We start from the raw sequence: 18,302 nt of genomic DNA, 5'->3' as shown, positions 1-18,302 counted from the left end.
GGGAGTCAGACAGCTGCGCGGCGGAGGGCCCGGCCGCTGTGCAGGTACAGGGCACGGCCGGAGCCGTCGTCGCCGACGAAGACGTGCGGCTGGTGCATGCCATGCTCGGGCTTGACCGCGATCAGGCTCTGCTCGTCGCGACCGACCAGCTCGACCGGATCGGGTTTCGGACCGAGCTCGGTGAAGATGCCCTTCGGGGTCTGGTCGAGCCAGATCTTCCCGTCGTCGTCCTGGCGCACGGTGATGTCGGCGACCTCGCAGCTGTAGGTGCCGAGGACCCGGTCCACGTCCACCGGCGCCGGCTCGGCCGGTGGGGTGGGCAGCGGCGGCAGGGTCAGTCCGGCAAGCTCCTGGACCAGGTGGCCGAAGACCTTCTTGTAGACCTCGATGGTCTCGCCGCCGTTGGTCGGCAGCGCGACGGCGAGCCCGTGCTCGGGAACGACACGCAGGAAGGCGTTCTGGCCGATCGTCCCGCCGTCGTGGCCGATCACCTTGGTACCGCCCCAGTCGAACAGCTCCCAGCCGAGGCCCCACGACTCGCCCATCATCCCGAGGGCGGGCAGCTTGATCTGCGGTTCCTGCATCGCCTTGACGCTGGCGGCGCTCAGGACGGCCTTGCCGTCGGCCGCAGTACCGGAGTCCAGGTGGAGCTTGGCGAAGGCGAGCAGGTCGCGAGCACTCATCGCCAGCATCGCGCCGGCGGGAGCCATGCCGCGGGTCATCGCCCAGATCGGTGCGGCTACGGGCGCGGCGTCGGTCTCCGGCTGGATGTGTCCGACGGCGGCCCGGTGCAGGATCGCCTCGTACGGATCGGTCGCGGCGTGGGCCAGGCCGAGCGGCGTGAAGACGTGCTCCCGCAGTGCAGCGTCGTACGGCGTGCCACGCAGTACCTCGACGAGACGCCCGAGTACTGCGAAGCCGGCGTTGTTGTAGGAGAACATCTCGCCGGGCGGGAAGAGCTGCGTGGTCGTGGACAGCGAGGCGACGAACTTCTCGACGGCGTCGTCGCCCTTGCCGGTCTCGTTGAAGATGTCGCCCTCGAACCCGGCGGTGTGGCAGAGCAGCTGCCGGGTGGTGATCACGGCGGCCGCGGCCTCGTCCGCGATGACGAACTCGGGCAGGTAGGTCCGGATCGGCTGGTCGAGGTCCAGCTTGCCCTCGTCGACCAGCTGCATCACCAGCGTGGTCGTCCAGACCTTGGTGATCGAACCGATCTGGAACACCGAGTCAGGTGTCGTGTCGACTCCGGTCGATTTGCTCAGTACGCCGGCCGCGTGGTCGATCACCTCGCCGCCCAGCAGTACGCCGACCGCTGCACCGGGGACCTGATGCTCGGCGAGCAGCGTCGCCAGCCGGTCTTGTAGCCACGTCTCGATCTCGCTCAGAGTCGCCATGCGCCGACGTTAGGCGCGCGACCACCTCCCGGTATTGGTGCCGGCGAACGAGGAGCCGACCGCAATTCGTTCGATCCGACGAAGCACGGGTGCCATGATCGACCGGTGGTCAGCTACCCCGACGGCTTGGACCCCGAAGAGCTCGCCTTCCAGCGCCTCTACGGCCCCTGGAAGCAATCCACCCCGGCCGACGCCCAGCGCATTCTGGACGGCTACGACGGCCAGTGGTGGATCGCCGGTGGCTGGGCGATCGAGGCGTTCACCGGCGTACGGCGGGAGCACGAGGACGTCGACCTGTCGCTGTGGCGCCGCGACATCGAGCCGCTCCGGCAGCACCTGCAGGGCTCCTACGACCTGTGGTCCAACGCCGGCGGCCGGCTCCAGCCGCTGACCGACCAGCGCCCGGAGCAGCCCGACGAGGCCGACCAGATCTGGCTCCGGCAGCACGCCCTGTCGCCGTGGGAGTTCGACGTGGTCGTCAACCCGGACCGCGACGGCCGCTGGGTCTTCCGCCGTGATCCCAGCCTCGACTTCGCCCTCGACGAGATCACCTGGGTGGCGCCCGACGGAATCCGATATCTCAACCCCGAGGTGGCGCTGGCCTACAAAGCCAAGCTCGCCCGGCCCAAGGACGAGCAGGACCTGGCCGCCGCGCTGCCGCTCCTCAGCCGGGCGCAGCGGACGTGGTTGGCCGACATGATCGACCACCTGCACCCCGGTCACGCCTGGCCGGGCCGGATCCGCAGGTAGTCCGCCTGACAGGCCCAACACGCGGGAACATCCGTGGCGGACATACTCTTGAAACCGACATGACTGCTTCCGACCGCCGCACGGTGTACCTGGACCACGCGGCGACGACTCCGATGCTCCCGGCTGCGATCGAGGCGATGACCCATCACCTCGCCCGCACCGGCAATGCGTCGTCCCTGCACGGCTCGGGCCGGTGTGCCCGGCGGACGGTCGAGGAATCACGCGAGTCGATCGCTGCCGCGCTCGGCGCGCAGCCCAGTGAAGTGGTGTTCACCTCCGGCGGCACCGAGGCGGACAACCTCGCGCTGAAGGGCCTGTGGTGGTCCCGCCTGGCCGAGGACCCGCGCCGCCGCCGGATCCTGCTGAGCGGTATCGAGCACCACGCCGTCCTCGACCCGGCGATCTGGCTCGGTCAGCACGAGCAGGCCGAGATCGAGTGGCTGCCGGTCGACGAGTTGGGCCGGGTGAGCCCGGACGACGTACGGCGGGCCGTCGAGAGCGATCCGGAGTCCGTGTCGTTCATCACGTTGATGATGGCCAACAACGAGGTCGGCACGCTCCAGCCGGTCCGGGAGATCGCGGAGCTCGCCCAGCAGTACGGCGTACCCGTGCACACCGACGCGGTGCAGGCGATCGGGCAGGTGCCGGTGGACTTCAGCGAGCTGGGCGTGGACGCGATGACGGTGTCGGCGCACAAGCTCGGCGGTCCGTACGGGATCGGTGCGCTCGTCGTCCACAAGGAGACCAAGCTGACTCCGATCCTGCACGGCGGGGGACAGGAGCGCGACGTACGGTCCGGCACGCTCGACGTACCTGCGACCGCCGGCTTCGCCGTGGCGATGGAGCACGCGATCAAGCACCAGGCCGACGAGGCACGCCGGCTCACCGAGCTGCGGGACGCGCTGATCGAGGGCATCACCAGCACGGTCGAGGGCGCGCAGCTGTCGGGTGACCCGGCCGGCCGCTTGCCCAATAACGCACACTTGTCCTTCAGCGACTGCGAGGGCGACTCGCTGTTGCTGCTGCTCGACGCACGCGGCATCGAGGTGTCCACCGGGTCCGCATGCAACGCCGGGGTCGCCGAGCCGAGTCACGTCCTGCTGGCCATGGGGTACGACGACCAGCGGGCCCGCGGCTCGCTCCGGTTCACCCTCGGGCACACTTCGACCCGGGCCGACATCGACGCCGTCCTGGACAACATCGGACCGGTAGTGGAGCGCGCGAAGTCCGCCGGTCTGCAGAACGTGGGAAGGAACACCTGATGCGGGTACTCGCAGCCATGTCCGGCGGAGTGGACTCCGCGGTCGCGGCGGCGCGGATGGCCGAGGCCGGGCACGAGGTGACCGGAGTACACCTGGCACTCAGCCGGAACCCGCAGTCGTACCGCAGCGGCGCTCGTGGCTGCTGCACGATCGAGGACTCCCGCGACGCCCGCCGGGCCGCGGACGTGATCGGCATCCCGTTCTACGTCTGGGACCTGGCCGAGCGCTTCCACGCCGACGTGGTCGAGGATTTCGTCAGCGAGTACGCCGCCGGCCGTACGCCGAACCCGTGTCTGCGCTGCAACGAGAAGGTCAAGTTCAGCGCCGTCCTGGAGCGGGCGCTCGCGCTGGGCTTCGACGCGGTCGCTACCGGTCACTACGCGCGGATCGTGGACACTGCGTCCGGTCGTGAGCTGCACCGGGCGGTGGATCCGGCCAAGGACCAGTCGTACGTGCTCGGCGTTCTCACCCAGCAGCAGCTCGCCCACGCGTTCTTCCCGCTCGGCGACACGGTGAAGACCGAGGTGCGGGCGGAGGCCGAGCGGCGCGGGCTGTCGGTGGCGGCCAAGCCGGACAGCCACGACATCTGCTTCATTGCCGACGGCAACACCGCGGGTTTCCTCGGCCACCACCTGGGCGAGGCGCCGGGCGACATCGTCGACGCACAGGGCAACAAGCTCGGCTCCCACCAGGGCACGCACGGCTTCACCATCGGCCAGCGCAAGGGGCTGAAGATCGGCACTCCGGCGGCGGACGGCAAGCCGCGGTTCGTCCTCGACATCAGCCCGGTGGACCGCACGGTCACGGTCGGCTCCCGCGACGAGCTGGCCGTCTCGGAGCTGACTGCATCCAAGCCCCGCTGGTGCGGTCCTGAGCCGACCGCCGAGCTGCACGCGACCGCCCAGCTCCGTGCACACGGCGAGGAAGTCGCCGTCACCGCAACAGTCCAGGACGACCAGGTGCGGGTCTCCTTCGACGAGCCCACCGCCGCGGTTGCCCCCGGACAGGCGGTCGTTCTGTACGACGGCACCCGGGTGATCGGCTCCGCGACCATTGACGCAGTTCAGCGCGTAGCCTCCGCCGTATGACGACAACGGGCCTCGGCTCAGTCCCCGGAGACGACATTCGCGAGTGGATGCGCGCCGTACTCGAGCTGGTAGACATCCCGTTCCTCCCGGAACTGCCGGCACGCCCGTACGGCGACATGCTGAGCCGAACCGTCGCCGTACTGACCGAGCTGGCTGCGGACCTGCAGCCGGCAGGCTGGCGGCTGACCGGTGGGGGCGATGCGCGGGCGAGTCTGGACCAGCGGCGGGCACGGGCTCAGCTACAGGAAGACTTGGACGTGCTGGAGGAGTACGCGTACGAGTACGAGGGGCCGCTGAAGATCCAGGTCACCGGGCCGTGGACGCTGGCTGCTTCGCTGGAGCGGCCGCGTGGCGACAAGGTGCTGGCGGATCACGGCGCTCGGCGTGATCTGGCGCAGGCGCTGGCTGACGGGGTGCAGCAGCACGTGGCCGAGGTACGGAAGCGCGTGCCGGGCGCTGAGCTCGTGTTGCAGGTCGACGAGCCCGGACTGCCCGCCGTACTCGCTGGAGCGGTCCCGACGGCGTCCGGCTGGAGCAAGCACCGCTCCGTCGACGGTCCGGGTGCAGTGGAGCTCCTGAGCATGTTCACCACGGCCGCGCCGACAATCGTCCACTGCTGCGCCGCCCGCCCACCGATCGAGGTCTTCACCAAGTCAGGCGCCGCTGGGGTAGCAATAGACGTCTCGCTCCTGAACCACGCCGCCTGGGACCAGATCGCGATCGCCACCGAAGCCGGCACGACCCTGTACGCCGGACTCGTCCCCACCACCGGCCCGATCCCGGAGCCCGACCACGCCGCCGCACCGCTAGTACGCCGCTGGCGTGAACTCGGCCTGGACCCGGAGCTGATGAAACAGATCGTGATCACCCCGGCCTGCGGCCTCGCCGCCGCTCCGTCACCGAGCGACGCCAGAACGCGACTGGAACTCCTCCGCCGGATCGTCGACGTCGTCGGAGAAGCCGCCGACGCCTGAGCAAAATAGTCGGTCTTCCCCTGTAAGTTCAGCTCATGGGCACGGAGGAGAAGGGCGCTGCGACGCCTGAGGCGCGGGTGCGGCACGCGGAGCTGAGCACGGAGATCGACGACCACCGGGCGCGGTACTACCTGGCCAGCCCGATCATCTCGGACGCCGAGTTCGACACGCTGATGCATGAGCTGCAGGATCTCGAGGAGAAGTACCCCGAGCTCCGTACTCCGGATTCGCCCACGCAGAAGGTCGGCATCCCGATCTCCACGCTGTTCTCCCCGGTGGAGCACCCGATGCGGATGGAGAGCCTCGCGAACGCGTTCTCCGCCGAGCAGATGGAGGCGTGGGCCAAGCGCCTCGAGCGCGAGGTCACGCTCCAGCAGATCCACGACAGCGGGTTCATCTGCGAGCTCAAGGTCGACGGCCTCGCACTCGACCTGGTGTACGAGAACGGCAAGCTCGTCACCGGCGCGACCCGCGGCGACGGCCGCACCGGCGAGGACGTCACCCCCAACGTCCGCACGATCAAGAGCATCCCGAACCAGCTGAAGGGCAAGGACCTCCCGTCCTTCCTGGAGGTCCGCGGCGAGGTCTACTTCCGCGTCGAGGACTTCGAGGAGCTCAACGCGCAGCTCGTCGAGGCCGGCAAGGACGTCTTCTCCAACCCGCGCAACAGCGCCGCCGGATCCCTGCGCCAGAAGGACCCGCGGGTCTCGGCGGTCCGGCCGCTGCGCTTCGTCGTACACGGACTCGGCAAGGTCGAGGGTCACCACATCGGCCGCTTGTCGGAGGCGTACGAGCAGCTGAAGGCGTGGGGCCTGCCGGTCAGCGACCGCGCCCGTCGCGTCGGGACGCTCAAGGAAGTCAACGAGTTCATCGCGTACTACGGCGAGAACCGCCACTCGGTCGACCACGAGATCGACGGTGTCGTGGTGAAGGTCGACGAGGTCGATCTGCAACGCGCGCTCGGATCCACCTCGAGCGCGCCGCGCTGGGCGATCGCGTTCAAGTACCCGCCGGAAGAGGTCAACACCAAGCTGATCGAGATCGAGGTGAACGTCGGCCGCACCGGCCGCGTCACCCCGTTCGCCCACATGGAGCCGGTCCGCGTCGCCGGGTCGACCGTGGAGTACGCGACGCTGCACAACGCCAAGGAGGTCGCCCGCAAGGACGTCCGCCCCGGCGACACCGTCGTACTGCGGAAAGCGGGCGACGTGATCCCCGAAGTACTCGGACCAGTGGTGGACCTGCGTCCGAAGGGCCTGCCGGCGTGGGAGATGCCGACGCGGTGCCCGTGGTGCGACACCGTGCTGGCGCCGGCCAAGGAGTCCGACGTCGACATCCGCTGCCCGAACTCGCAGTACTGCCAGGGACAACTGCGCGAGCGGTTGTTCTACCTGGCTGGTCGGTCGGCGTTCGATATCGAAGGGCTCGGGTTCAAGGCGGCCGATGCGTTGATCACCGGCGGCCTGATCGTGAACGAGGCCGACCTGTTCGGGCTGACCGAGGAGAAGCTTGCCGAGAGCGCCTTCTTCACCACGAAGGCCGGCGCCCTGTCGGCGAACGCGCGCAAGCTGTTGACGAACCTGGAGGAGGCCAAGACGAGGCCGCTGTCCCGGGCGTTGGTCGCGTTGTCGATCCGGCACGTCGGGCCGACCGCGGCCGCCGCGTTGACCGAGGTGTTCGACAACATCGAGGACATCCGCTCGGCGAGCGAGGAGCAGCTGGCCGAGATCGAGGGCGTCGGGCCGACGATCGCGCAGGCGATGATCGAGTGGTTCCAGGTGCCGTGGCATCAGGAGATCGTGGACAACTGGCTCGCGGCCGGCGTGGTCATGCGCGAGGAGCGCACCGGGCCGAGCCTTCCGCAGATCCTGAGCGGGCTGTCGGTCGTGGTGACCGGGACCGTCGAAGGGTTCAGCCGGGACGAGGCGACGGAGGCGATCGTCGGGCGCGGCGGGAAGGTCGCGAGCTCGGTGTCGAAGAAGACGTCGTTCGTGGTGGTCGGTGACTCGCCGGGATCGAAGTACGACAAGGCGGTCCAGCTCGGTGTGCCGATCCTGGACGCGGCCGGGTTCGAGGTCCTGCTGGCCGACGGCGCCGAGGCGGCGAGCGCGGTCGCGACCACCGGTTCGCCGGACGCGGGATAACGATTCACAACTGCCTCGTGCGAGGTGGATCCGGCGGCTGTGCTGAGCCGTCGGACTGTTAACTTTGCACGTCGAGACGTGGGTCAGAAGGAGCAGATATGACGACGCCGCCGCAAGGACCATGGGGTCCTGGGCAGCCGGGGGGCCAGCCAGGCGGGCAGCACGGGGGACAGGACGGGCAGGACGGCCAGCACGGCGGCCACTCGCCTCAGCAGGGTAACCAGCAGCCGCCGCACGGCGGGCAGCAGCCGCAGCAGCAGGCGGGCTGGGGGCAGCAGCCCCCGCCGCAGGGCGGCGGATGGGGCCAGCGCCCGCCGCAGCAGGGACAGCCCCCGCACCAGGGGTACCCGCCGCAGGGTCAGCCCCCGCACGGTCAGCCGCAACAAGGTGGCTGGGGTCCGCAGCCTGGCCAGGGCGGCCAGCAGGGTCAGCCGCCGCAGGGCTGGGGACAGCATCCCCAGCAGGGCGGCCAGGGTGGTCAGCAGGGTCAGCCGGCACAGGGTTGGGGACAGCAGCCGCAGGGCGGTCCGTACCAGCAGCAGTCCTGGGGGCAGCGGACTGGTCAGCAGCAGGGCGGCTGGCAGCAGCAACAGGGGCAGTCGCCGTGGCAGCCCGGTGGTCCAGGTGGTTCGGGCGGTCGCGACAAGGGCCCGTTCGGGATCAGCAAGGACAAGCTGCCGTTCGTGATCGGCGGCGGTGTGGTCGGCATCATCGTGATCGCGCTGCTGGTCTTCCTCGGCATCCACCAGTTCGGTGGTGGCGACACCCCGGAGTCGAACCCGACCGCCACCGAGCAGCCGACCGGCGGCCAGTCCAAGGGCGGCGAGAACGGCGAGCTCGGCAACGCGACCGGTCAGGCCAAGAACGCGACCGAGAAGCTGCAGGGCAACGGTTTCGGCTGCAGCGACCTGTTCAACACCGCGCAAGGCGCACACCGCGGCTGCTTCAAGTACGAGGACCGCTCGCAGGCGGAGGCGCTGTTCCAGTTCAAGTCGGACGGCACGATCATCGCGATCCAGTTCCAGTCGGTGAACGAGGACAACAACAACAACGCCGCGGTCGTGTTCGACCAGGTGCTGCAGGCGGTCGGCAACGACACGTTCGGCGGCGACCAGGTGAAGAAGGTCCAGGACGCGGTCAAGCAGGGTCAGAAGTCGGAGAAGATCGACAGCAGCTGGGGCGAGTTCGAGCTGCGCAACGACGGTGACACCTACGAGCTGTCCGGCGCGAAGTCCGGCGAGGAGTCGCTCGACATTCCGGACAAGACCTTCGAGACCACCAAGCCGCAGATGCTCGCGGCGCTGAAGGCGAAGGCCTACGTGTGCACGAGTTCCTGCACCAAGGAGATCGGCAAGTACGGACAGCAGCGGGTGTACTTCTACGCCAGCGACGGCGAGGGCATCAAGGACATCCAGGTCAGTGCCTCCGGTGACGCCTCGGATGTGAAGAAGGCGCTGCCGACCGCGCTGAACGACGCGTTCGGGGTGCTCAAGGGCGGCGATCTCGGGGCACTGAAGTCGTACATCCAGGCGCACAGTGACGGGAAGTCGTACGCTTCTTACGTGGCCGGCTGGCGGGTCGAGATCCGCGGGAACAGCTCGGACAGCTATTCCTCGCAGCAGGTCGAGATCACGTACGAGTCGTTCTACGTGTAGTTCTTCGGAGGCTGGATGAAGTTCCCCCGGGAGAAGCGGGAGCAGCGGACGGTGGTCGCCCCACCGCCCGAGGCGGGGCGGCGCGTCGACGGCGGCGGGGCCTGGGGCCCCACGCAGTTCGACCTCCCGGATCAGAACGGCAGCAACAGCCAGGCGATCCTGATCGTCGCCCTGGTCGGCGCGGTGGTCCTGCTGATCATCGCGGCGCTCTGGGCATTCGCTTACTTCCAGTTCACCTGACCCCACGCAGAGCGAAGCCCCCGCCAGTTGGCGGGGGCTTCGGCATGTCTGTAGGACTTGTCAGGCGGTGGCGCGGATCGTCACGGCCAGCGAGGCCAGGTAGGACAGGCGCGCTACCTCAGAGCCGAGGAACTCCGGCCCACCGCGACGGCCGATCACCAGGACCCGGCGGTCGGACTCCAGCGGCGCCGCAACCAGCACCGACTCCGCGAGACCCTTGTGGTCCGGAGCTTCCAGCGTGGTCGCCTTCTCCATCGGCAGCCACCGGCCGGCCACATCGCCGAACTCAGGCGTCGCGCTCGTCTCCAGCGCGACCTTCACCTCACTGCCGGTGCCGTCGAGCAGCGCGGCCCAGTCGGCATGCAGTACGGCGGGGGACTGCTCGACCAGGATGTCGATCGCGTCCGCGGGAGCAGACGTCATCTGCTCGACCGCTTCGAGGTCCATGTGCAGGCCGCCGCCGGCGCCGTACCGCGAGAACCAGATGACCTCGACGTCAGGTACGCCGTTGCACGCGGACACCAGCCGGTCGGGCAGCACGCCGGGCGGAAGGTCGACCACGATGTCGTCGACGGCCGTGCCGTTCTCCCGGCGATGCTCGACGATCTCGATCGCGTGGATGTCGGCATTCACCTCGCCGAGGGCAGTTGACACGGTGCCCAGCGAACCGGGCCGGTCGGGGATGATCAAGCGCAGCAAGAACACCGAACGATCATCTCCCAGCCGATCACCAAGCGCGTAACGCCCTGTCGCCGCCCATGTTACAGAGCGGTAGCCACAAACACGCGCGCCCATCTCATCGAGGTCTTGTCCACAGCCTGGGGGACGGCGAAACATCAGTGTCATCTGGCCCCCTAAGATGGCGGGGGTAACACCGAGAACCTCTCGGTCTTGCACCTCCGGTTACTGCACTCATTGGATAGTTCATGCCATCGATTACCCGCGAAGAGGTTGCGCACCTGGCGCGACTGGCGCGGATCGAGCTCAGCGACGACGAGCTCGACCACCTTGCGCCGCAGCTCGACCAGATCATCGGACTGGTCGGGCAGGTCAGCCAGGTGGCGGCGGACGACATCCCGCCGACCTCGCACGCCCTGCCGCTGACCAACGTGATGCGCGCGGACGAGAACGTTCCGTGCCTCACGCCCGAGCAGGCGCTCTCCGGCGCGCCGGCCCAGGAGGAGCAGCGCTTCCGGGTGCCGCGGATCCTGGAGGAGGACTGACATGTCAGATCTCACCAGGAAGACCGCGGCCGAGCTCGCGGAGCTGATGACGTCCGGGCAGGCCAGCTCGGTCGAGATCACCCAGGCGCATCTGGACCGGATCGCCGCCGTCGACGGTGACGTGCATGCGTTCCTGCACGTGGACACCGAGGGCGCGCTGGCGCAGGCGAAGGCGGTCGACACCAAGCGCGCGGCGGGCGAGCAGCTCGCGCCGCTGGCCGGCGTACCGCTGGCGCTGAAGGACGTGCTCACCCAGGAGGGTGTGCCGACCACGGCCGGTTCGAAGATCCTCGAGGGCTGGAAGCCGCCGTACGACTCGACCGTCGTCAAGCGGTTGAAGGCGGCCGGGATCGTGATCCTCGGCAAGACCAACATGGACGAGTTCGCGATGGGCTCCTCCACGGAGAACTCGGCGTACGGCACGACCCACAACCCGTGGGACCTAGGCCGCATCCCGGGCGGTTCCGGCGGCGGTTCGTCCGCGGCCATCTCGGCGTACGAGGCGCCGCTCGCGATCGGCACCGACACCGGCGGCTCGATCCGCCAGCCGGGTGCGTTCACCGGCACGGTCGGCGTCAAGCCGACGTACGGCGGCACCTCGCGGTACGGGCTGATCGCGCTGGCGTCGTCGCTGGACACGCCCGGTCCGTGTGCGCGGACGACGCTCGACGCGGCGCTGCTGCACGAGGCGATCGCCGGGTACGACCCGATGGACTCGACCTCGATCAACCAGCCGGTCCCGGCCGTCGTGGAGGCCGCGCGCAACGGCGATGTCGCCGGTCTGCGGATCGGTGTGGTCAAGGAGCTCGGCGGCGAGGGATACCAGCCGGGTGTCGAGGCGCGCTTCCACGAGGCGGTCGAGCTGCTCACCAAGCTCGGCGCCGAGGTGGTCGAGGTCTCCTGCCCGCACTTCGAGTACGCGTTGCCGGCTTACTACCTGATCCTGCCGAGCGAGGCCTCGTCCAACCTGGCCAAGTTCGACGCGATGCGGTACGGCCTGCGGGTCGGCGACAACGGCGAGAACAGCGCCGAGAAGGTGACGAGCGTGACCCGCGAGGCCGGCTTCGGCGCCGAGGTCAAGCGCCGCATCATCCTGGGCACCCACGCGCTCTCGAGCGGGTACTACGACGCGTACTACGGCCAGGCACAGAAGGTGCGGACGCTGATCGCCCGCGACTTCACCAAGGCCTACGAGCAGGTCGACGTACTGGTCTCGCCGGCGACGCCGACGACCGCGTTCGCGATCGGCGACCGGATCGACGACCCGATCGCCATGTACAAGAACGACCTCTGCACGATCCCGTCCAACCTGGCCGGTAACGCGGCAGCGTCGTTCCCGTGCGGTCTCGCCGACGAGGACGGTATGCCGGTCGGGTTCCACGTGATGGCGCCGGTGATGCGCGACGACCTGTGCTACCAGGTCGGCGCCGCGCTGGAGTCCGCGCTGGCCGAGCAGTGGGGCGGCGTACTGATGACGAAGGCTCCGGAGCTGGAGGTGACCCGATGACCGCTGATGTTCTCGAAATCAATGACGCTTTGACGCAGTACGACCCGGTCATGGGTCTGGAAGTCCACGTCGAGCTGAACACGAAGTCGAAGATGTTCTGCGGCTGCCCGACCGAGTTCGGCGCGCCGCCGAACACGCAGACCTGCCCGGTCTGCCTCGGTCTGCCGGGCGCGCTGCCGGTGGTGAACGCCCGCGGCGTCGAGTCGGCGATCAAGATCGGCCTGGCGCTGAACTGCGAGATCGCCGAGTGGTGCCGGTTCGCCCGGAAGAACTACTTCTACCCGGACATGCCGAAGAACTTCCAGACCTCGCAGTACGACGAGCCGATCGCGTTCAACGGCTGGACCGAGGTCGTCGTCGACGGCGAGACGTACCGGATCGAGATCGAGCGCGCGCACATGGAGGAGGACACCGGCAAGTCCACCCACATCGGTGGCGCGACCGGTCGCATCCACGGCGCCTCACACTCGCTGGTCGACTACAACCGCGCCGGTATCCCGCTGATCGAGATCGTCACGAAGACGATCGAGGTGCCGGGGGAGAAGGCGGCTGCGGTCGCGCGGGCGTACGTGAGCATGCTGCGTGACCTGCTGCTCGCGCTCGACGTGTCCGACGTGCGGATGGACCAGGGCTCGCTGCGCTGCGACGCGAACGTGTCGCTGAAGCCGCGCGGGTCGTCGGTGCTGGGCACGCGGACCGAGACGAAGAACGTGAACTCGTTCCGGTCGGTCGAGCGTGCGGTGACGTACGAGATCACCCGGCAGGCGGCGGTGCTGTCGTCCGGCGGGAAGGTCGTGCAGGAGACGCGGCACTGGCACGAGGACACCGGCATCACGACGTCCGGGCGGGAGAAGTCCGACGCCGAGGACTACCGGTACTTCCCGGAGCCCGACCTGGTGCCGGTCGCGCCGTCGCGTGAGTGGGTCGAGGAGATCCGCGCGACGCTGCCCGAGGCGCCTTCGCTGCGGCGGGTCCGGCTGCAGGAGGAGTGGGGTTTCACCGACCTCGAGATGCGCGACGTCATCAACGGCAACGCGCTCGAGCCGATCGTGGCGACGATCGAGCTCGGGGTGACGCCGGCTGCTGCGAAGAAGTGGTGGCTGGGTGAGCTGGCTCGTTCGGCGAACGAGTCGGGTCAGGACCTGGACGCGCTGGGCGTCGGCCCGGCCCAGGTCGCCGAGGTCCAGAAGCTGGTCGACGAAGGCACGCTGAACGACAAGCTGGCGCGTCAGGTCTTCGAGGGTCTGCTGGCCGACGAGGGTACGCCGGCGGAGATCATCGAGAAGCGCGGCCTGGCCTTGGTGTCCGACGACTCGGCCCTGATCGAAGCCATCGACCGAGCCATCGCCGCCAACCCCGACGTCGTCGAAAAGGTCAACTCCGGCAAACCAGCCGCCGCCGGCGCCCTCATCGGCGCCGTCATGAAAGACATGCGAGGCCAAGCCGACGCCGCCAAGGTCCGCCAACTGTTGAACGAAAAGCTGGGCATCTAACAACCGTGTGCGGGGTCGCCGCCTCCGGCGACCCCGCACACGCCCACCGGGCGCACCCGGCGCGGCTCAGCACCCACCCCCGCCTCGAGCGGAGCGAGGGGCGGGTGCTTTTTAGGCGGCGTTCTTGTGTTCTGTGGGGGCGTTCGCGATGACCTCGCGTTCGACTCGGCCGTCCTCGACGTCCGTGGCGTCGGCGAGGAGGGTTTGGGCTACGGGGAGGTCGTCGGTGGGGCAGCGGACCTCGTAGCTGGTGGGGAGGGTCTGGGTGATGGTCGCCTCGGGGCGGTTGCGGATGAGGCCGCGGAACAGACCCCAGAGCAGCCCGACGATCACGCCGTACACGAAGCCCCAGACCACGACGGCCAGACCGTTGAGCGTCGTCTCGGCGACCAACGTGGTGAAGACGGCCGCGAGTACGCCGAGGGCCGCGCCCTTCAGCGCGCCCACGCCCGCGAGCCGTGCGACCGGGACGGTCCGGTGTCTGGTTGCTTGGCGGAGTCCGGCGCCGACCACCTCCAGGCGGGCCGCGTCCATCCCGTAACTTCGCAGGTAATCAACTGTCCGCTGAGCATCCTCGTAGGTGCTCACCGCAGCGATCACACTGCTGGGAACGCCGGGCCCCTGGCCGGTCCGCATACCGATCTCCTCCTCAGGTCGTCTGCTTACTTCACAAGTACCAGACGACCCAAGACTTGAAACGGTTGACGACCTAAGACGTGCCGATAGTCACGCGCAGAATCCGGTCGTCGCCGTCCCGCGGCTGCCCGCGACCGTCGGTGTTCGACGTCGTCACCCACAACGACCCGTCCGGCGCCACCTCGACCGTACGCAACCGCCCGTACTTGTTGGTGAAGAACGCCTGCGGCTCGCCGATTCGCTTGCCGTCGGCAACTGGTATCGCCCAAAGCCGCTCACCGCGCAGCGACGCCATGAAGATGTGCCCCTGCGCGAACGCGATCCCCGACGGCGACGCGTCGGCGGTGTGCCACTGCGCGATCGGATCGGTCATCCCGTCCAGCTGGCTGATCCCCTCGGCGGCCGGCCAACCGTAGTTCGAGCCGGGCGTGATCACGTTCAGCTCGTCCCAGGTGTTCTGCCCGAACTCCGCGGCGTACAGCTGGTTCCCGTCGAACGCGAGCCCCTGCACGTTCCGGTGCCCCTTGGTGATCCACACCCGCCCGTCCGGGTTCCCCGGCGCGGCCTTCCCGTCGGTGGTGATCCGCAGGATCTTCCCGCCGAGCGAGTTGTCGTCCTGCGAGTTCGGCCGGTCCGAGCCGTCCCCGGTCCCGGCGTACAGGAATCCGTCCGGCCCGAACCGCAACCGCCCGCCGTTGTGGATCGCCGCCTTCGGAATCCCCTCGAGGATCACCTGCTGGTCGGACAGCTTCCCGTCCTGGTACGTGATCCGCGCGATCCGGTTGTCGTCCCCGCCCGAGTAGTACGCGTAGATGTACGGCTTGCCCGGATACCCGGGATCCACCGCCAGCCCCAGCAGCCCACCCTCGGACGAGGACTTCACGTCATCGACCGTGCCGACCTCCGACACCTGCCCACCGGCGATCCGCTTGACCTTCCCCGAGTCGCGCTCCGCCACCAACGCACTCTTGTCCGGCAGGAACGCCAGCCCCCACGGCACCTCGATCCCGGTCGCCACCGTCGAGGCCACCGTCAACGTCACCGCCGCCGGCCCACCAACCGTGCTCGCACTGCTCGGCGGCGCCGAAGTAGACCCCGAACTGCTCGGAGTCGCCTCCGAGCACCCACTCACCAACGTCAACGCCGCAACCACCACAGCAGCCCGACCGCGCACACCAATCTCCTCCGTTAGACCTGCCTACTTACTACACCGCAGGTCAACGAATGGTTCAGCTTCCCCAGGTGGGTCGGAGGGGGAAGTGCGAGTTGCCGCGCTCGTCCGGCTTCACCGCGAGGACCTGGTGGAGCTGGATGGTGTTGTGTTCGAAGCCGGCCCGGCTGGCGGCCAGGTAGAGGCCCCAGATCTTGGCGGTGGCGGGGCCGACCTCGGCGACGGCCTCGTCCCAGTGGGCTTCGAGGTTGTCGTTCCAGGCGGCCAGCGTGAGGGCGTAGTGCTCGCGCAGGTTCTCCTCGTGGCGGACCTCGAAGCCCGCGTCCTGGGCCTCGGCGATGATGCGGCCGGAGCCGATCAGCTCGCCGTCGGGGAAGATGTAGCGGTCGATGAACGCGCCGGTGTGGCGGAAGCGGTTGTCCGGCCGGGTGATGCAGTGGTTGAGCAGCCGGCCGCCCGGCTTCAGCCGGTCCAGCAGGAACCCGAAGTACGACGGGTAGTTCCGTACGCCGATGTGCTCGGTCAGGCCGATCGAGCTGATCACGTCGAAGTCCCGCTCGGGTACGTCGCGGTAGTCGAGGTACCGCACCTCGGCCCGGTCCTCCAGCCCGTCTTCCTTGATCTTGGCGGCGCCCCACTCCGCCTGCGCCGCCGACAACGTCACACCGAGCGCCTGTACGCCGTACTCGCGCGCCGCGTGCCGGACCATCCCGCCCCAGCCGCAGCCGACGTCGAGCAGCCGCATCCCCGGCTTCAGGTCGAGCTTCCGCGCGACCAGGTCGTACTTCTCGTACTGCGCCTCTTCCAGCGTCGCGTCAGCCGTCGGGTAGACCGCGCACGTGTACGTCATCGACGGCCCGAGCACCCACTCGTAGAACGTGTTCGACACGTCGTAGTGGTGGTGGATCGCGGACTTGTCCCGCGCCTTCGAGTGCCGCAGCCCCTCGAACGTACGGCGCCACTTCGGCAGATGCTCCTGCGGCGGGGGAGGCGGCGGCTTCAGGTGGCTCCAGCCGAGACCGCGGACGATCCGCAGTGCCTCCGCGGCGGACGGCCGCTGGAAGTGGAAGCTGTCAAGGATCAGCCGCATCAGCTCGTACGGGTTGCCGGGGTGGACGCCGGTGATCTCCAGGTCGCCCATCACGTACGCGCGGACCATGCCGAGATCGCCGGGCGCGGTCAGGATGTACGACAGCCCGCGCTCGGTGGCCAGGTGCATGTGGATCTGCGAGTCCTCCGGTCCGGCCGCGCTGCCGTCGTACGCCGTGAAGCGGAACGGGAGCCCGTCGGGGAGCACAGTGGTGAGGGCATCAGCGATCGAAACCTGATGTGCGAGCGTCGTCATCGGCGCGTCACCGCCTTCTCGTAGAGCCCGGTGAGCCGGGCATCCGGGTCGTAGCGTTTCTTCACCTCGGCCAGCGCTGCGACGTTGTAGAGCCGGTCGAAGGTGTCTCGGTCGTAGTAGGCATCGGAGTACAGCGACTTGTGCCCGCCGAACTCGGTCACGGCCGCCTCGATGCGACGGTTGACATCGCCGTCGGAGGCGCCGGGGGCGATCGGCACGGTGCCCCAGAAGCCGACGTTCACGTACGTCTCGCCGGGCGAGAGTGGATACAAAGGCCAGGCCGCGGAGCCGCGCAGCCGCAGCGGGCACAGCCAGACCGGCCGCATACCGACCTCGGTGTCGAACCAGCGCAGGAAGTCCGCAAGTCGCTCGACCGGGATCTCCACATCCTGGACGACCCGCTCACGGTCCGGCTGTCCGCGGCGCCGGTTCAGACCTGCCATCCAGCCGTGCCGGTTCTCGAAGCCGACGATCTTGTGGAACACGTCGCTCCGCCGCCAACGTCGAGGCCACAACCGCCGTACGACGGGCTGCTGCGCGCCGAAGGCCGCCGAGCACCAGAACCAGTCGGTGTCCCAGCGCCACAGGTAGTCGTGCGCGGTGAGGAAGTCCTGCTGCCGCTGCTGGATCGAGCGGTAGAAGATCTGCTGGCCGGTGTAGTCGCTGGTCCGGGTCGCGGCGTCGCTGTTGCGGCCGAGCGTCAGGTACGCCTCGGCCGGGCTGAACACGACCCCGTCGACGAAGTGCACCGGCTCCCCGTCATACGTGCTGGAGGCAACGATCTGGTCGATCGCCGGAGCCAGCTCGTCGAGCCCGAGCCGCACGTGCCGGAGCGCGACGTACGGCGAGATCTTGTCGAGCTCGATCCGCAGCCGGGTCGCGTACCCGAGCGTGCCGTACGAGTTCGGGAACATCCGGAACAGGTCCGCGTGCTCACCCTCCGGGCGGGCCGTGACGAGGTCGCCGGCGCCGGTGAGGATGTCGAGCTCGAGCACCGACTCGTGCGGCAGACCGGCCCGGAACGACGACGACTCGATGCCGAGCCCGGTCACCGCCCCGCCGAGCGTGATCGTCTTCAGCTGCGGCACGACCATCGGCGTCAGCCCGTAGGGCAGGGTCGCCGCGACCAGGTCCTCGTAGGTGCACATGCCCTGGACGTCGGCGGTCCGGGCGGCCGGGTCGACGCTGATCACGCCGGTCAGCTTGGATACGTCCAGGCCGGGCCGGTCGAGCTCGGTTCGCGGCCGGAACAGGTTCGAAGAGCGCTTCGCCAGCCGGACCGGGTCGCCCTGCGGGATGCGCTCGTACGACTCCCGCAGCCGCCCGACGGCCTGATCGTGTGCGAGCGTCGCCGCCAGATCCGATGTCGAAGGCACCGATCCAGAGTACGACGATGCACCGCGTCCGGCACGGGATAGTA

The 18,302-nt window shown here is 68.9% G+C and carries 16 protein-coding genes; 10 read left to right on the top strand and 6 right to left on the bottom strand.

Annotated features, from left to right (window positions below):
* Nucleotides 1-5: 5 nt before the first annotated feature.
* Nucleotides 6-1,394, bottom strand: coding sequence for a serine hydrolase domain-containing protein (locus tag ACFWUU_RS35630; RefSeq protein WP_380182414.1), 1,389 nt, complete (start codon nucleotides 1,392-1,394; stop codon nucleotides 6-8).
* Between the two features lie 105 nt (nucleotides 1,395-1,499).
* Between ACFWUU_RS35630 and ACFWUU_RS35625 the strand changes: the two genes are divergently transcribed.
* The 7 genes from ACFWUU_RS35625 to ACFWUU_RS35595 all read left to right on the top strand — a co-directional run bounded on the left by ACFWUU_RS35625 (nucleotide 1,500) and on the right by ACFWUU_RS35595 (nucleotide 9,507).
* Nucleotides 1,500-2,144, top strand: coding sequence for a nucleotidyltransferase domain-containing protein (locus tag ACFWUU_RS35625; RefSeq protein WP_380182412.1), 645 nt, complete (start codon nucleotides 1,500-1,502; stop codon nucleotides 2,142-2,144).
* A gap of 59 nt (nucleotides 2,145-2,203) precedes the next feature.
* Nucleotides 2,204-3,406 (top strand): cysteine desulfurase family protein, encoded by a 1,203-nt coding sequence (locus tag ACFWUU_RS35620; protein ID WP_380182410.1) that lies wholly within the window; start codon nucleotides 2,204-2,206, stop codon nucleotides 3,404-3,406.
* The gene (gene mnmA / locus ACFWUU_RS35615; RefSeq protein WP_380182408.1) at nucleotides 3,406-4,494 is read left to right on the top strand and encodes a tRNA 2-thiouridine(34) synthase MnmA; all 1,089 of its coding nucleotides are present in this window, start codon (nucleotides 3,406-3,408) and stop codon (nucleotides 4,492-4,494) included. The genes ACFWUU_RS35620 and mnmA overlap by 1 nt, the downstream gene beginning before the upstream one ends.
* The gene (locus ACFWUU_RS35610; RefSeq protein ID WP_380182406.1) at nucleotides 4,491-5,468 is read left to right on the top strand and encodes a methionine synthase vitamin-B12 independent; all 978 of its coding nucleotides are present in this window, start codon (nucleotides 4,491-4,493) and stop codon (nucleotides 5,466-5,468) included. The genes mnmA and ACFWUU_RS35610 overlap by 4 nt, the downstream gene beginning before the upstream one ends.
* Nucleotides 5,469-5,503: 35 nt before the next feature.
* Entirely contained in the window at nucleotides 5,504-7,612 is a 2,109-nt protein-coding gene (ligA, locus tag ACFWUU_RS35605; protein ID WP_380182404.1) for an NAD-dependent DNA ligase LigA, read from the top strand.
* A 98-nt stretch (nucleotides 7,613-7,710) separates the two neighbouring features.
* Entirely contained in the window at nucleotides 7,711-9,267 is a 1,557-nt protein-coding gene (locus ACFWUU_RS35600) for a hypothetical protein (protein ID WP_380182402.1), read from the top strand.
* A gap of 15 nt (nucleotides 9,268-9,282) precedes the next feature.
* Nucleotides 9,283-9,507, top strand: a complete 225-nt coding sequence (locus tag ACFWUU_RS35595) for a hypothetical protein (protein WP_137259351.1) — start codon at nucleotides 9,283-9,285, stop codon at nucleotides 9,505-9,507.
* 60 nt (nucleotides 9,508-9,567) lie between these two features.
* Here the strand turns inward: ACFWUU_RS35595 and ACFWUU_RS35590 are convergent, their stop codons facing one another.
* Nucleotides 9,568-10,212 (bottom strand): ACT domain-containing protein, encoded by a 645-nt coding sequence (locus tag ACFWUU_RS35590; protein WP_380092067.1) that lies wholly within the window; start codon nucleotides 10,210-10,212, stop codon nucleotides 9,568-9,570.
* 221 nt (nucleotides 10,213-10,433) lie between these two features.
* On the opposite strand from ACFWUU_RS35590, the gene gatC reads away from it, so the two are divergent.
* Genes gatC through gatB form a run of 3 tightly spaced genes read left to right on the top strand, consistent with a single transcriptional unit; the run spans nucleotide 10,434 to nucleotide 13,730 of the window.
* Nucleotides 10,434-10,730, top strand: a complete 297-nt coding sequence (gene gatC, locus ACFWUU_RS35585; RefSeq protein WP_130448975.1) for an Asp-tRNA(Asn)/Glu-tRNA(Gln) amidotransferase subunit GatC — start codon at nucleotides 10,434-10,436, stop codon at nucleotides 10,728-10,730.
* A gap of 1 nt (nucleotide 10,731) precedes the next feature.
* On the top strand, nucleotides 10,732-12,237 hold the full coding sequence (gatA, locus tag ACFWUU_RS35580) for an Asp-tRNA(Asn)/Glu-tRNA(Gln) amidotransferase subunit GatA (protein WP_380182400.1): 1,506 nt from the start codon (nucleotides 10,732-10,734) through the stop codon (nucleotides 12,235-12,237).
* Nucleotides 12,234-13,730 (top strand): Asp-tRNA(Asn)/Glu-tRNA(Gln) amidotransferase subunit GatB, encoded by a 1,497-nt coding sequence (gatB, locus tag ACFWUU_RS35575; protein WP_380182398.1) that lies wholly within the window; start codon nucleotides 12,234-12,236, stop codon nucleotides 13,728-13,730. The genes gatA and gatB overlap by 4 nt, the downstream gene beginning before the upstream one ends.
* Nucleotides 13,731-13,841: 111 nt before the next feature.
* Here the strand turns inward: gatB and ACFWUU_RS35570 are convergent, their stop codons facing one another.
* The 4 genes from ACFWUU_RS35570 to ACFWUU_RS35555 form a co-directional block, all read right to left on the bottom strand.
* Nucleotides 13,842-14,318, bottom strand: coding sequence for a general stress protein (locus ACFWUU_RS35570; protein WP_380182396.1), 477 nt, complete (start codon nucleotides 14,316-14,318; stop codon nucleotides 13,842-13,844).
* Nucleotides 14,319-14,439: 121 nt separating this feature from the next.
* Nucleotides 14,440-15,540, bottom strand: coding sequence for a sorbosone dehydrogenase family protein (locus ACFWUU_RS35565; RefSeq protein ID WP_233715199.1), 1,101 nt, complete (start codon nucleotides 15,538-15,540; stop codon nucleotides 14,440-14,442).
* A 55-nt stretch (nucleotides 15,541-15,595) separates the two neighbouring features.
* A complete protein-coding gene (locus ACFWUU_RS35560; RefSeq protein ID WP_380182394.1) occupies nucleotides 15,596-16,882 on the bottom strand; it encodes a class I SAM-dependent methyltransferase in 1,287 nt (428 codons plus the stop codon).
* Complete coding sequence (locus ACFWUU_RS35555; RefSeq protein WP_380182392.1) at nucleotides 16,879-18,258, bottom strand: FAD-binding oxidoreductase; 1,380 nt, start codon at nucleotides 18,256-18,258, stop codon at nucleotides 16,879-16,881. The genes ACFWUU_RS35560 and ACFWUU_RS35555 overlap by 4 nt, the downstream gene beginning before the upstream one ends.
* Nucleotides 18,259-18,302 lie beyond the last annotated feature (44 nt).

Origin of the sequence: Kribbella sp. NPDC058693, from assembly GCF_042715335.1 — a bacterium.
In the GTDB taxonomy this organism is placed as follows: Bacteria; Actinomycetota; Actinomycetes; order Propionibacteriales; family Kribbellaceae; genus Kribbella; species Kribbella jiaozuonensis.
The sequence above is the reverse complement of the archived record's forward strand: the minus strand, read 5'-3'. Positions and strand labels throughout refer to the sequence as shown.

Coding starts and splice junctions, on each gene's coding strand:
- ACFWUU_RS35620 (WP_380182410.1), top strand. CDS start 2,204: ATGACTGCTTCCGACCGCCGCACGGTGTACCTGGACCACGCGGCGACG.
- mnmA (WP_380182408.1), top strand. CDS start 3,406: ATGCGGGTACTCGCAGCCATGTCCGGCGGAGTGGACTCCGCGGTCGCG.
- ACFWUU_RS35600 (WP_380182402.1), top strand. CDS start 7,711: ATGACGACGCCGCCGCAAGGACCATGGGGTCCTGGGCAGCCGGGGGGC.
- gatC (WP_130448975.1), top strand. CDS start 10,434: ATGCCATCGATTACCCGCGAAGAGGTTGCGCACCTGGCGCGACTGGCG.
- ACFWUU_RS35610 (WP_380182406.1), top strand. CDS start 4,491: ATGACGACAACGGGCCTCGGCTCAGTCCCCGGAGACGACATTCGCGAG.
- gatB (WP_380182398.1), top strand. CDS start 12,234: ATGACCGCTGATGTTCTCGAAATCAATGACGCTTTGACGCAGTACGAC.
- ACFWUU_RS35630 (WP_380182414.1), bottom strand. CDS start 1,394: ATGGCGACTCTGAGCGAGATCGAGACGTGGCTACAAGACCGGCTGGCG.
- ACFWUU_RS35595 (WP_137259351.1), top strand. CDS start 9,283: ATGAAGTTCCCCCGGGAGAAGCGGGAGCAGCGGACGGTGGTCGCCCCA.
- gatA (WP_380182400.1), top strand. CDS start 10,732: ATGTCAGATCTCACCAGGAAGACCGCGGCCGAGCTCGCGGAGCTGATG.
- ligA (WP_380182404.1), top strand. CDS start 5,504: ATGGGCACGGAGGAGAAGGGCGCTGCGACGCCTGAGGCGCGGGTGCGG.
- ACFWUU_RS35560 (WP_380182394.1), bottom strand. CDS start 16,882: ATGACGACGCTCGCACATCAGGTTTCGATCGCTGATGCCCTCACCACT.